The organism is Pseudomonas abietaniphila, assembly GCF_900100795.1.
Lineage (GTDB): Bacteria > Pseudomonadota > Gammaproteobacteria > Pseudomonadales > Pseudomonadaceae > Aquipseudomonas > Aquipseudomonas abietaniphila.
Window position 1 is genome coordinate 68,910 of sequence record NZ_FNCO01000006.1, and the last position, 14,077, is coordinate 82,986.

Consider the following 14,077-nt stretch of genomic DNA (forward strand, 5'->3'; position numbering starts at 1 on the left):
TTACTTCCCGATCAGCGTAAACCGCCGTTTCGGGTCGAATAGATGTGCTTGAGCAAAAAAAGACAATGCCTGATAGGCATAAAAGCCTTGCCAAATGCTCGGGGCGCGTACCGATTACGAATTATTCGCATCTCGTGAACGCCGATCTTTTGATAGTGGCTGCTTGTCTTTTGAGCAGCGTGAACCCGAAAACCTCCGAGAAAATCTGGCAAGTGAACAAATCTGGCATCAGCTTCAGCGAATCGCAAAAGCAAGTCCCAATCCATAGCGAATGCTAGTTTATCATCAACCCTTCCCCCCGCGCGACTCCAGAGTGACCTGCGCCAAAACAGGGTTTCCTGCGGAACATAATCCACGCGACGCAATAACTCGCCGTCATGATAAGGAAGCACCCATTCCCCAACCAGCGCATCCGTCTCGTCGATGATTAGACGATTACCGTACAGGACGTCGACCTCAGGGTGATCCGCAAAAAAACGTCCCACGCGATCAAGAGTTCCTGGCATTAAAACGTCATCAGAATTGAGATAGCACATGATCTCACCAGCAGTCTTCTCAAACCCGCGGTTGATCGCATCAGCCTGGCCACCGTCACGTTCGCGAAAATAGCGTACAGACCGTGATTTGATCGACCGCATTACAGCATCAGTATTATCAGCGGAGCAATTATCCTGAACGATCATCTCCAAGTTTGAATAACCCTGATCCAAGACGCTCCGCACTGTGCGCTCGATAAATTGCCCTTGATTATAGGAGGGTGTCACGATAGAGATTGAAGGCAACTCTAGAACAGAGGTACCTGAGACTGAAGGAACCGCTAAGTTATAGGAGCGCGGAGCATGTTGGAACAGCACTCCCAGCTTTATACCTAGAAGTGCTCTTAACTTACTTCCGGAAAAAAACTCTTGCGACATAACGAATTCCCTTCGATCAACTAGCTATACTGACTTTTGCAGACGAGTTAACACTTGCAACGCCGTAAAATGGCTGCGCAGCAAATCCCAAGTGTCCCACCGGGACGATCGAGAAACTCGCCACTCCAGTCAAAACACAATGTCGAGCCGAAGCAGACTCTATCTCGGCCATCGTCGAACTGGATATTTTGTCTTGCAAAGTAGTCGGCCAAGTAGCGAATCCAATGTCAAGAAGATACTCGCCTGCAGAGAAATCTAGAGGAATTTCAAAAACACTACGAATTACTTGTCCTTTGCTGATACGACGCGGAACGTCGGCGCCACACTGTCCCGAGTTACGTCCATGTATCACAACACCTCTGTCGGTCCGGATAACGAAACCTGCTACGGGTGTTTCAAGATCAGCTTCGCATACGAATTCAGCATAAAGCCTAAGAACATCAAACTGATGGAATACTTGACGATATGCCCCTTCACGGTCAGTTAACGCAATTCGAGTACATCTTATTAGTCCATCCCCTGTCTGCTCGCGAGACGAAGTATCTATCTCAATATCGACCGGCCAAATAATGGCATTATTGTCATTGCTCGCAACATTATCTTCATCAACCATGTTAGCTGCAGCGCTGTTTAGACGAGCCGCATCTTCATTGATCATCTTTCGAGCATTGACATGCCCGAGCGCATAGTAACGATTGATTGCTTCCGTTGCCTCACCTACGAAGACGGGCACGCCGCGGTTCAGTAGAAGAACCTCGTCACAGTAGTGCATAACGTCATCCATACTGTGAGTTACCAATATAACCGTACACCCCTTATCACGCAATCGTTCCAAACGCTCGTAGCACTTCAAGCGGAAGAAAATATCACCAACTGCCAACGCTTCATCTACGATCAATACATCCGGATCAATACAGGCTTGAACGGCAAAAGCTAGGCGTACAAACATACCACTGGAATAAGATTTTACCGGATTATCCATAAATTGCCCAATATCAGCAAACTCTTCTATTTCCGGAAATACCTTATCAAACTGTTTACCAGAGATGCCCAATATCTGAGCATTAAGCCTCGCATTTTCGCGCCCTGTGAATTCAGGATTAAAACCAGCACCCAACTCTAACAGAGCCGCAATACGTCCCTTTACTTTTACGTTGCCAGTCGTTGGACGAATAATACCGCAGATAATCTGCAACAACGTGGACTTACCACTACCGTTCTGTCCAATTATTCCGAAAAAACGGCCACGTTTGATATTGACGGATAAAGGTTGAAGCGCCTGAAAGAACTCCTGCTTCTTACCAGTCGAAAAGAGCAATCCTTTTACACGCTGCATAGGGCTGCGAAACAGCTCGTAACGTTTGGAGACATTATCGATCGAAATAACAATTTCAGAGGACATCAGCAAAACCTGCGCGCATTCTGTGAAAGACAAAATAACCAAGTGCGGCGGTGAAACCAGCCACAAGAGAGTATCCAACCAATGCTGACCAGTTTACCGAACCACTTGAAAAGATTAGACTTCGAACCGCTTCTACAGGAATGGTCAACGGGTTTATGTTCAGCAACCATCGAAACTGCACGGGGACCATTTCTGCCGGATAACAAATTGGAGCTGTAAACAACATAATCGTTGCAAGGCTACTCGTCAGTTGAGCCAAATCTCTAAAAAATACGCCAACAGCAGACAGCAACCAACCCACACCCACGGTAAAAACAACCAATGACGCTACAGGGATCGGCACAAGTAGAATGCTCGCAGAAAGATGCCCAGCATAATAAGCAGATCCCGCGACCAAAATGATCATACCGAAGAAAACCCCAGTAACGGTGCTGGCTACATTGACCAGAGGTAGTATCTCCAGAGGAAATATGACACGTTTAACATATGAGGTATTGCTGATAATAAGCGAGGGTGCGCGCACGAGGGTATCGGCCAATAACCCATGCAATAAGATCCCGCCAAAGAGCAGTAACCCAAACGGGACATCTTGACCGCTAGGGGTTTGTATTCCCCATCGCGAGCGCAGCACCACCTGAAACACAAATCCATATAAAAGTAGTTGTATCAAGGGTTGCCCAATCATCCATAATGCTCCAAGAAAGGAGCTCTTGTAGCGACTAGAGATGTCCCGAGCAGTCATCTGAAAGATTAGGCTACGATGGCGCAATAGCGAGCGCACACCGGAAACAATACCTGTGTTCAATTTTTTTGCCTCACAGAATCTGATGCTCGCCGTGCCCCGGCGTTAACAGAGCGCATAAGTGAAGTCACGACACGCATGAATGATAATGCGAATTCCCTTTGACATTGCCCATAGTCAATAATCTTACGTTCAGGGTCAATAGAAGCATATTTCTCCATGATCGCGGCGAGATCGAAAGCGGCATTCGGATTAAAAAATTCAATATTTTCTTTTGCCTGTTCCATATTCGCTGGAATCGCCGACGCGATGACATACTGAGAGACTGATTTAGCATCTTCAATTACCGTGGACCAGCCTTCAAACAACGACGGTTGGACGATACTCACAGCCTCTTTGAAGATAACCATTTGATCTTCACGAGGGATAAACCCGAGAAAAACGACATTTTGCGACAGTCCCAACTGGGCGACTTTATCCTTCAACTTTTTAGTGTGATCTGGAGCTCGATGATCATGCTCTTTTCCTGAAAACGCTACAACCACTTCAACGCCGCGTTTTTTCAAAAGCTGTACAGCATCGATCACAACTTCGTGATTCTTATGTACCCAGAACTGATTGGGGCAGTAGAAAAATCGCCTGTCAAGATCGTACTTCTTCAAAACCTCTAAGTGATCAGCCTTACCGTCAGACTGCTCAAAAGTCGCAAACTGCACGACATGTTTTTGTACGTCGGCTTCCGGATAAAACTCTTCAAAGTCATGACGTGCAGCGTCACTACTGAACAGGACGTGCTTATAAGAAGTAAAATACTCTCGATGCTGTTGCTCACGAGCAGCTAGTTCAGACGCGTCAAAAAAACCAGGCAGTCGCTTGTCCTGAAAATCAGGAATCCAGCAGACGGTTTGCTGCATGGTCTTATCGATAGGATATGGAAATATCATATCGAACTGAAACTCCTGCTTACGAAACCACGGCGTTAACCAGGACAAATACTTTATCCTCCTAGATATCCCCCCGTCGATCCCCTTGATCAGCTCTGGCTTAGTCCAGTGTAAATTTAAATATCCTGTGCTTCGCCTAATAAAGTCAAAGGATTTTTCCGAATGACTTATAATCCACACTTCTGGCCTAACACTTTCATCGACTAGTTTTAACGAACTTACCAAATTTTTTATATAATAGGTACCACCAATCCAGCTTTCGTCATAGTTGAACGGTATACCAATCACTGGACGCTTTATCACAAAAAAACTCCGCTACTTATCCAAATTCGCCAGGTACGAAGAATCATCAAAGATTTTTCATCCAGCTGGCAACGCGTTCCAAACCTAATTGCAAGTCAAACTCCGGTTGAAAACCCAAGCTGCTAAGGTATGAGATATCCGCTTGCCAATGCGTGGGATCACCTAATCGCTCCGTGCCAGAAAACTTGATGTCTTTGTGGAAGCCCAACGCACCGATGAGATGATGGGCAGCTTCAGAAATGGTCGATGCAGTCCCGCTAGCGACATTAATAGCTCGCCCATCGAAGGCTCCTTCACGGAGGAGGACATCAATACTAGACGCTATATCTTCCACATATACAAAATCACGCGTCTCTTGCCCCGTTCCAAATAGCTCTATATTCTGATTGGTCAATGCCTTCTGAAACACGTCCCAAAATATCTGCTTTTTCAACCCAGGTCCATAAGCGGAGAAAACCCTCAGCGATATGGTTTTTAGTTGATGAAGCTCATGATACTCACGACACAACTGTTCAGCATATTGCTTATGCCACCCATAAGGCGAAACGGGATTTAGCGCAGCTACTTCCGAGACCGGTGAGGAAAAGGGGTTGCCATAAACGGCCGCACTTGAAAAATGAACATAACGAGAATGAGGAGCTTTGGCTCGAATGGCTTCCAGCATCTGTGCTACGCGGACGGTATTGAGGGTATAGTCGTAGAGAGGATCATCAAACGACGCTGGTACACTTGCTGCTCCGGTACAGTTTACACACACATCTGGTTGAACGAGCTCGAACAGCGACATGAAATCTGGATTATGAGGATTAAAAACCAGACATTCCCGATCTGCCAGCTTATTGATATCGGCACGCACAACTTCATGACCTAGTAACCCAAACTTCCTAACCAAATGGTGACCTATGAACCCGTTGGAGCCCATTATCAGGATTTTCATTCTGTGACTCCCACTTTTCGAGCAATAAATGAATAAGGTCGCCCTGCTATCTTTGCTTCATCTATGGTTCGGGCGGTTTCTTCAGAATGAGGAAAATAGTTTATCGGGCTTTCTGCAAATCGGTACTGCTGTAGCAGTCGGAAACCTGCCAATTCTAAGAAGCTGACATACTCATCTGCACGATAAGCATTCTCTCCCCCACTGTATTTTTGAAAAGGATGACCTTGTAAGAAATTTTCCTTGTCATCAGTATCGTAGATGACGTGCTCACGGACCAGCATACTAACTCCATCGACGGAGAGCAGTCCATGGATAGTGCGTAGAGCAGTGACGGGATCGCTAAAGTGATGGACAACTTGTCGGCAGAATACTACATCATAAAGACCATGCGGCTCAAAATCCTCTAGCATGGTATGAGATACGCGCATCCGCGAGTTTATAGTAGGGTCAACGTGTTTTTGTACATGTTCTGTAAGTACTCGGGCTGCTTTCGCGCCTACTATGTCATCGCCGCAAGGTTCGGATAGCGTTACTTCGTATCCTTCGAGGGCAAGTGCAACACTCATCACCCCACCGCCACCCCCCACATCCAAAATTTTCTTTGCGCCCGGCGCATGCTTGCGCAACTCAGCTAATGTATACGAAAACTCTGCGGAGCTTTGATAGCGTAAAAGTGACGCATAAAGATCTTTGTGAAGATAAGCGTCTTTCAACATTTGCTGACTTTCAGGATCACCCTGTAGAGCATGAATAATTTCGCCCCATTCCCAGCGATCACGGGGAACCAATCCGATAAACTTTGCAGGTGTTCCAGCATATATAGTATAAGGAGGAATGTTTTTTGTCACCAGAGATCTGGAACCTACCACTGCTCCTTTACCAATCGTCACTCCCTTTAAAATCGCCGTTTCAAATCCTACCCAAACATCGTCTTCAATAAAAATTGGGGCAGATTGTACTTGCGACCAGTCCTTAAACGCTCCCATTCGTCCAGCTTCAACACCAACTTTCCAGTCGTATGCGTCATTCTTCCGAACGTCCGGATTTAAAGAATGAGAATTAGAGTCCATAAGTGTACAGCCCCAGGATAGCATCACATGGTTTCCAATGTGTATACCCGCCTCTTGCGTACATACAATCTGCGTCCCGCCACCTATCGATGTCTTGCTGCCAATTGTAATCGTTCCAATCCCTCGTTCAAATATGTAACTCCCGCCAACGAGACTATAGTCACCAACAATCACGTAAGGGCGTTGTTCAATATTTACGCGCACATCCACATAAATAGGTTCTAAACGAGTACCAATTCCCGTATGCAGAAATTTGTTCCCACCCGAATCAAATCCAGAATGATTAACTTGGCGAAGGATCAAGTTTTTTATTTTCTTCACGCCAATAACTAATCGCCGAACCAATGCGCCCTTTAGTCTGCGAATGAATCTTTCGGCTCCGTCTCTACTGCACCGATTCCGTAGACGTCTTAACCTGATTAGCCTATCCATCACACTATAATTTCTAGCTCTTATTGCCCTTGCAAACGCTTTTGAAACCCAATCACCATGGGCTTCTGCAAACTCAAGCTCTTCCTCGGTTACGTCCGCACCCAACCGTTCTACAAACTCCTGCCTATTTTCCGCTGTTACATGAGCTTGATAAAAGCCGACTGGAAGAATATATGTCGTCACGGAAGGCGTTAGTTTCTCATAAGCATCAAAGCGCCTAAAAAGTTCAAGACATAGCCTCCTCACTTCCAGAAAGTCAAATACCTTTGAGTCGTTCGTTTTGGTAGTAGAAGATGGACGCTGATAATACGCATACGAAATACCTGCATCGACATAAACGCGTCGCGCAGTAAGCATAAGATGAATCGCGAACGGATGATCCTCATAAAACACCCCTTTCGCAAACTGGATATTGTTTTCCAGTAGATGTTGGCGATTAGAGATCAGTCGCCAGGGTGGCGTGTTCCAACAAGAAACCGCCGCAAAAGTATCTGCGCTTTGCAGTGGATCTATCAAACGCCCGGAAATTGCCGAAGGCACCAGAGACGACGGTAGTGCAGGCTTGTCATCATAAGCGTACTCAAAATTGACCAAAAGCACATCTGGGTGTTGTTGGGACAAAATCCTGGTCAGCCTCGCCAGGACGGATGGAAGAAGCCAATCATCAGAGTCGACGAACCAGACGTACTCACCTTGAGCCTTTTCCAAGGCGTTGGAACGAGCTGCACCCTGACCGGCATTTGCTTGAAAAATTATTTTGAGCCTTGAATCACGCGCTTGATACTCTTCAGCTATCTGTTGAGTGCTATCCGTCGACCCATCATTAACCAGGATAACTTCGAAGTCACTGAATGGCTGAAGAAAAATAGAATCAAGGCACTTTGAGAGCGTCTCTTGTGCGTTAAAAGCAGGAATGATAAACGAAATTTTCATAATAAATTCTTTACATTCAGAAAGTTCGCGAGCTTGCGAAAAGCTCTGAGCAACCAAGATCTATGTCCCCGGACCTTCTCCGCTGCACTAGATCTCGTAGCATTCATATGCGTTAATTTTATATGCTTCGCGTTAAACGCAGCAATTACGGCAGCCTCTAATTGCTCGTCGGCGTCATATTTAGCAAGGATTGCAGGCACAGCCCTTCCATCAGACCAACCTCGAACAGCTTTGAAAATTACTTCTGCCTCAAGTTTCGTCAAACTGGGAAAGTTCCCCACAATGACCGAATAGGTTTCATTCATTATAAGTTCGTCATTAGACGATGAGGCACCTGTCAAGCTGAACTTAACAAGAACTTCTTCTATCTGCACACAACTGCAACTAGCCAATATCGCTCGATGCACCCATTGAGCATCCGCGCAGATTCGATACCCCAGATTGTAACTCCCTACCTTGGTATAAGTATCAGGTGTGACAAACATACTGTTATGACAGAAAGGAATCCCGCTTACTAGAGCGCCAATCCCATAAGCCTCATCAACTCTTCGATTTGAAGCGCCATCCTCAGAAACAAGCAGCGCACCGCCGGCGACAATGTCTGTTCTCTCTCGCTGCCACGCATTATCTACCAACGACAGCGAATTTTCCGCTAACTGGTCGTCCGAACCAATGACGCAAATAAGATCACCAGTAGCATGTGCTATGCCCTTGTTAATCGCGTCGTAAATACCTCTATCCGGCTCAGAGATCAGGATGCATGTCAGCTCTTTATATGTTTGCACCAACTCGACTGTATTATCACGAGAGGATCCATCGATGATAATGACTTCGACATGCGGCCATTTTTGCTTTCGAATAGAATCCAATGTCGCCAGCAACGTGAGCCCCGAATTAAAAGTCGGAACTATCACGCTAAATTTTGTCATCGGGTTACCTTGAGCCATCTCAACCATTGACCTTTCCGAATTCGCAATCAATTTCAAAAATCCACATCCGCTATGGTCCTTTCGCGCCCCAACCCTGAGTAATCGGCTGGCTCAACTCTAACAATCCGCAATTATAAACGCCCCAGCACACCGACCCGCCGGGACACTTAGAGTAGAAAATCGCTTCTCCATCGACTCCCTGACATGCAGTCCGTGAAGAGAATCCCCCCTTGGAGGAGATGTTTAATTTTACAAGACATATGGTCTACGCAGTCAGAAATCGAGGCTACAAGACCTGGCATGTCGTCGACTGAGATTGCTTTTTGGATAACCACGTGTTAGATCTTAGCGAATGTGCATTTTCAGCATACGATCATCGCTGATATGCCTTGTGCGGGTAGCGCCAATCCTATAGCGATGCTCTCATCCAACTTGAGCACAGTTACAAATTCCATTTTTCGCCCTCCACCGGTGCGCACTTTATAACGGATCGGACCCAACCAAAATTCATGGAGCGTACGATTAGAGATATCAGCGACTCTACATAAACGCATTTTACCGCAAACACCTCAACTTACCTATTCAGACAATACAAAACTATCATATGCGGCACGATTCTATGGTTGCCATTGGAGACTAGTTACTTGGTACTGAAGCCAATGCACCTCGATCTCGAATTTCCAATAAAACCCGCGCCCACAAAAAAGGGCGACCGAAGTCGCCCTTTTTCAATGGTCAGACAGAACTCAGTTCTGTTTTTCCATTTGAGCACGCAGCAGGTCGCCCAGAGTGGTCGGACCCGTGTTTTCTGCGGTTTCAGGCTTGCTACGCAGGCTCTGAATCGCTTCTTTCTCGTCTTCAACGTCTTTCGACTTGATGGACAAGCTGATCACGCGGCTCTTGCGGTCAACGCTGATGATCTTGGCTTCGATCTCTTCGCCTTCTTTCAGAACGTTACGCGCGTCTTCAACGCGGTCACGGCTGATTTCGGAAGCTTTCAGAGTCGCTTCGATGTCGTCGGCCAGAGTGATGATGGCGCCTTTGGCGTCAACTTCTTTAACGATACCGCGAACGATAGCGCCTTTGTCATTGACAGTGACGTACTCGGAGAACGGATCGCTTTCCAGCTGCTTGATACCCAGCGAGATGCGCTCACGCTCTGGATCAACAGACAGGATCACGGTGTCGAGTTCGTCGCCCTTCTTGAAGCGACGTACGGCTTCTTCGCCCACTTCGTTCCAAGAGATGTCGGACAGGTGAACCAGGCCGTCGATGCCGCCGTCCAGACCAATGAAGATACCGAAATCGGTGATCGACTTGATGGTGCCGGAGATCTTGTCGCCCTTGTTGAACTGGCCAGAGAAATCTTCCCACGGGTTAGATTTGCACTGCTTGATGCCCAGGGAGATACGACGACGCTCTTCGTCGATGTCCAGAACCATGACTTCCACTTCATCGCCAACCTGAACGACTTTCGATGGGTGGATGTTCTTGTTGGTCCAGTCCATTTCGGAAACGTGTACCAGGCCTTCCACGCCTTCTTCCAGCTCTGCGAAGCAGCCGTAGTCGGTCAGGTTGGTAACACGCGCGGTCACGCGAGTGCCTTCTGGGTAACGTGCCTTGATAGCAACCCATGGGTCTTCGCCCAGTTGCTTCAGGCCCAGGGAAACACGATTGCGCTCGCGATCGTACTTCAGGACTTTTACATCGATCTCATCGCCAACGTTGACGATTTCCGATGGATGCTTGATACGCTTCCAGGCCATGTCGGTGATGTGCAGCAGGCCATCGACGCCACCCAGATCGACGAATGCGCCGTAATCGGTGAGGTTCTTGACGATACCCTTGACCTGTTGGCCTTCCTGCAGCGATTCCAGCAGAGCTTCGCGCTCGGCGCTGTTTTCGGCTTCCAGGACACTGCGACGGGAAACGACAACGTTGTTGCGCTTCTGGTCCAGCTTGATGACCTTGAATTCCAGCTCTTTGCCTTCCAGGTGCGTGGTGTCGCGCACTGGACGGACGTCAACCAGAGAACCTGGCAGGAACGCACGGATGCCGTTAACGTCGACAGTGAAGCCGCCTTTAACCTTACCGTTGATAACGCCCTTGACCACTTCTTCAGCTGCGAAAGCCGCTTCCAGAACGATCCAGCACTCAGCACGCTTGGCTTTTTCGCGGGACAGCTTGGTCTCGCCAAAGCCGTCTTCGACCGCGTCCAGCGCAACGTGCACTTCGTCGCCGATCTTGATGGTCAGCTCGCCGGCATCGTTGTGGAACTGCTCCAGCGGGATGAGGCCTTCAGACTTCAGACCAGCGTGAACGGTGACCCAACCAGCCTGGTAATCGATATCGACGATGATCGCGGTGATGATCGAACCGGCCTGAAGGTTAAGAGTCTTTAGGCTTTCTTCGAAAAGTTCAGCAAAGCTTTCGCTCATTTTAATTCCTGTTGATAAGGGCGAAGAATACGCCCATCTGCCACGTTCCAGACAACGTGGGTTTCGTTCATATGAAAGAAAGCCTGCGGGACTTTGACTGGTCTCCCACATGGCTTCCTGGTCATCCAGCGAGATCGCGAAGTGCGACTTCACTCAGGATGCGTTCAAGCACCTGCTCGATGGATAATTCGGTGGAATCCAGCTGAATGGCGTCTTGCGCCGGCTTGAGCGGGGCTACCGCTCGCTGGGTGTCTCGCTCGTCGCGAACACGTATCTCATCTAGCAGACTCGACAGACTAACATCGTCACCCTTGGCCTTCAACTGCAAATATCGACGGCGCGCACGCTCTTCGGCACTGGCCGTCAGAAAAACCTTCAAGGGCGCGGCCGGGAACACCACGGTTCCCATGTCTCGACCGTCTGCAATGAGGCCGGGAAATTCCTGAAATGCCCGCTGGCGCTGCAGCAGGGCTTCGCGCACCGCTGGCAGGGACGCCACTTGCGACGCACCACTGCCGATCTGCTCGTTGCGGATCGCCAGCGTGACGTCTTCGCCTTCAAGAATGATGCGTTGACCGTGATCGTCGGTGGCGGCTTCGAACTGAACGTCCAGATGCGCGGCCAGAAGCTTCAGCGCTTCTTCGTTGGTCAGGTCGACACCGTGGTTGCGGGCGGCGAACGCCAGCAGACGGTAAAGCGCGCCGGAATCCAGCAGGCACCAACCCAGACGTTTGGCCAGCAAACCCGCCACTGTCCCTTTCCCGGAACCGCTAGGTCCATCGATCGTAATGACCGGAGCTTGAGCTTTCACGATTGCCCCTCTTGCGCTACACGAATACCCACCTGGCTGCACAGCGCCAGGAAATTGGGGAATGAAGTCGCCACGTTGGCGCAGTCCCGAATACGGATCGGGGCTGCCGCGCGCAACGACGCGATACTGAATGCCATGGCGATGCGATGATCGCCCTGCCCGTCGACCTCACCGCCGCCGATCTGCCCACCTTCAATAATGAGGCCGTCTGCGGTCGGTTCAACCTTGATACCAAGCACTGTCAGACCGTCGGCCATGGCCTGGATACGGTCAGACTCTTTGACGCGTAACTCCTGCGCACCTCGCAACACCGTCCGACCTTCGGCGCAGGCCGCGGCGATGAACAGTACCGGGAACTCGTCGATCGCCAGCGGTACAAGCGCCTCGGGAATGACGATGCCCTTGAGCCCTGCGTGGCGAACACGCAGGTCAGCCACGGGCTCACCGCCCACTTCACGCAGGTTCTGCACCGAAATGTCAGCGCCCATCAAGCGCAGGATGTCGATCACACCTGTGCGCGTCGGGTTGACGCCGACGTGCTCGAGCAGCAAGTCCGAACCTTCGGCAATCGACGCGGCCACCAGGAAAAACGCGGCCGAAGAGATGTCCGCCGGGACTTCAATGCGCGTGGCCGTGAGCGTGCCGCCCGCGACCACCGAAGCCGTCGCACCGTTGCCGGCGACGGGATAGCCAAAACCCCGCAACATTCGCTCGGTGTGGTCCCGCGTCGGTGCGGGTTCAGTGACGGTCGTGGTGCCCTCGGCATACATCCCGGCAAGCAGCAGGCAGGATTTGACCTGAGCGCTGGCCATCGGCATGACGTAGCTGATACCGGTCAGCGCTTTGCCGCCGCGAATGGTCAATGGAGGACGACCTTCTGCAGCGGTCTCAATCACAGCCCCCATCTGACGCAATGGCTCGGCAACGCGGGCCATCGGACGTTTGGACAACGAGGCGTCGCCGGTCAACACGCTGTCAAAACGCTGCGCCGCCAACAGGCCGGACAACAGACGCATGGACGTGCCGGAATTGCCCAGGTAGATCGGACCGGGCGCAGGCTTGAGACCATTGAGCCCCACACCGTGAATGGTCAGACGCCCATGGTGCGGACCTTCGATGACCACGCCCATGTCGCGAAACGCCTGCAACGTCGCCAGCGCGTCTTCGCCTTCGAGAAAGCCTTCGACTTCAGTGACACCCTCCGCCAGCGAGCCGAGCATGATCGAGCGGTGGGAAATCGATTTGTCGCCCGGCACGCGAATCTGCCCACGGACACTGCCGCCCGGCTGCGCCAGGAATGACAAATCCTCTGCCGCCACTTTTTCCACGTAAGCGCGACGGGCGAGTATTTTGCCGAAATGCTCTCGCGCCACACGAGCACGGGTGAACACGCCCAGCAACTGGTGACCGTTTCCGGCATCCACCGCATCGCGCAACGCGTCCAGGTCACTGCGGAACGTGTCCAGCGTGCGCAACACCGCGTCGCGGTTGGCCAGAAAGATGTCATGCCACATGACCGGATCGCTGCCCGCGATTCGGGTGAAATCGCGAAAACCGCCTGCGGCGTAACGGAAAATTTCGAGGTTTTCGTTGCGTTTGGCCAGCGAATCCACCAGACCGAACGCCAGCAAATGCGGCAGGTGACTGGTGGCCGCCAAGACCTCGTCGTGACGCTCGACGTCCATGTGCTCGACATCGGCCCCCAGCACCGACCACAGGCGATCCACGAGGGACAACGCCGCAGGATCCGTCTCGGGCAACGGCGTGAGAATGACTTTGTGACGACGGAACAGCTGAGCGTTGGAAGCCTCTACCCCGCTCTGTTCGGAGCCGGCGATCGGATGCCCAGGCACGAAACGCGCTGGCATCGTGCCGAACACCTCTCGCGCCGCGCGGACGACGTTGCCTTTGGCGCTGCCGACATCCGTCAGCACAGCGTTTCCAAGGTCGAGGCCGGCGAGCACGCCCAGCAGTTTTTCCATCGCCAGGATCGGCACGGCCAATTGAATGACGTCCGCACCGACGCAAGCTGTCGCAAGATGGTCTTCACAGCGATCGACGACACCCAGTTCGACGGCCAACTGACGTGATTGCGGGTCAAGATCGACGCCGACCACTTCGCGACACAGGCCACTTTCCTTCAAACCCTTGGCGAACGACCCCCCGATCAACCCGAGGCCGACCACCACCAGGCGGCCGATAATAGGCGCAGCCGATTGCAC

General features: G+C 50.6%; 10 protein-coding genes. All 10 read right to left on the bottom strand.

Annotated elements, in window-relative coordinates; all coding sequences use genetic code 11:
- Nucleotides 1–11: 11 nt before the first annotated feature.
- The 10 genes from BLS87_RS13110 to BLS87_RS13155 all read right to left on the bottom strand — a co-directional run bounded on the left by BLS87_RS13110 (nucleotide 12) and on the right by BLS87_RS13155 (nucleotide 14,059).
- Nucleotides 12–914: a glycosyltransferase family 2 protein gene (locus BLS87_RS13110; RefSeq protein WP_083370674.1), complete on the bottom strand. Its 903-nt coding sequence runs from the start codon at nucleotides 912–914 to the stop codon at nucleotides 12–14.
- Nucleotides 915–930: 16 nt separating this feature from the next.
- Complete coding sequence (locus tag BLS87_RS13115) at nucleotides 931–2,316, bottom strand: ABC transporter ATP-binding protein (RefSeq protein WP_074752921.1); 1,386 nt, start codon at nucleotides 2,314–2,316, stop codon at nucleotides 931–933.
- The gene (locus tag BLS87_RS13120) at nucleotides 2,306–3,058 is read right to left on the bottom strand and encodes an ABC transporter permease (protein WP_244165836.1); all 753 of its coding nucleotides are present in this window, start codon (nucleotides 3,056–3,058) and stop codon (nucleotides 2,306–2,308) included. Before BLS87_RS13120 ends, BLS87_RS13115 begins: the two co-directional genes overlap by 11 nt.
- A 59-nt stretch (nucleotides 3,059–3,117) precedes the next feature.
- Nucleotides 3,118–4,305 (bottom strand): glycosyltransferase, encoded by a 1,188-nt coding sequence (locus BLS87_RS13125; protein WP_074752922.1) that lies wholly within the window; start codon nucleotides 4,303–4,305, stop codon nucleotides 3,118–3,120.
- A gap of 46 nt (nucleotides 4,306–4,351) precedes the next feature.
- Nucleotides 4,352–5,242: an NAD-dependent epimerase/dehydratase family protein gene (locus tag BLS87_RS13130; RefSeq protein WP_074752923.1), complete on the bottom strand. Its 891-nt coding sequence runs from the start codon at nucleotides 5,240–5,242 to the stop codon at nucleotides 4,352–4,354.
- A complete protein-coding gene (locus tag BLS87_RS13135) occupies nucleotides 5,239–7,677 on the bottom strand; it encodes a glycosyltransferase (RefSeq protein WP_074752924.1) in 2,439 nt (812 codons plus the stop codon). Before BLS87_RS13135 ends, BLS87_RS13130 begins: the two co-directional genes overlap by 4 nt.
- Nucleotides 7,674–8,633 (bottom strand): glycosyltransferase family 2 protein, encoded by a 960-nt coding sequence (locus BLS87_RS13140; RefSeq protein WP_074752925.1) that lies wholly within the window; start codon nucleotides 8,631–8,633, stop codon nucleotides 7,674–7,676. Before BLS87_RS13140 ends, BLS87_RS13135 begins: the two co-directional genes overlap by 4 nt.
- A 719-nt stretch (nucleotides 8,634–9,352) precedes the next feature.
- On the bottom strand, nucleotides 9,353–11,044 hold the full coding sequence (gene rpsA / locus BLS87_RS13145) for a 30S ribosomal protein S1 (protein WP_074752926.1): 1,692 nt from the start codon (nucleotides 11,042–11,044) through the stop codon (nucleotides 9,353–9,355).
- 121 nt (nucleotides 11,045–11,165) lie between these two features.
- Nucleotides 11,166–11,855: a (d)CMP kinase gene (gene cmk, locus BLS87_RS13150; protein WP_074752927.1), complete on the bottom strand. Its 690-nt coding sequence runs from the start codon at nucleotides 11,853–11,855 to the stop codon at nucleotides 11,166–11,168.
- A complete protein-coding gene (locus tag BLS87_RS13155) occupies nucleotides 11,852–14,059 on the bottom strand; it encodes a bifunctional prephenate dehydrogenase/3-phosphoshikimate 1-carboxyvinyltransferase (protein ID WP_244165837.1) in 2,208 nt (735 codons plus the stop codon). The genes cmk and BLS87_RS13155 overlap by 4 nt, the downstream gene beginning before the upstream one ends.
- Between the last annotated feature and the right edge of the window lie 18 nt (nucleotides 14,060–14,077).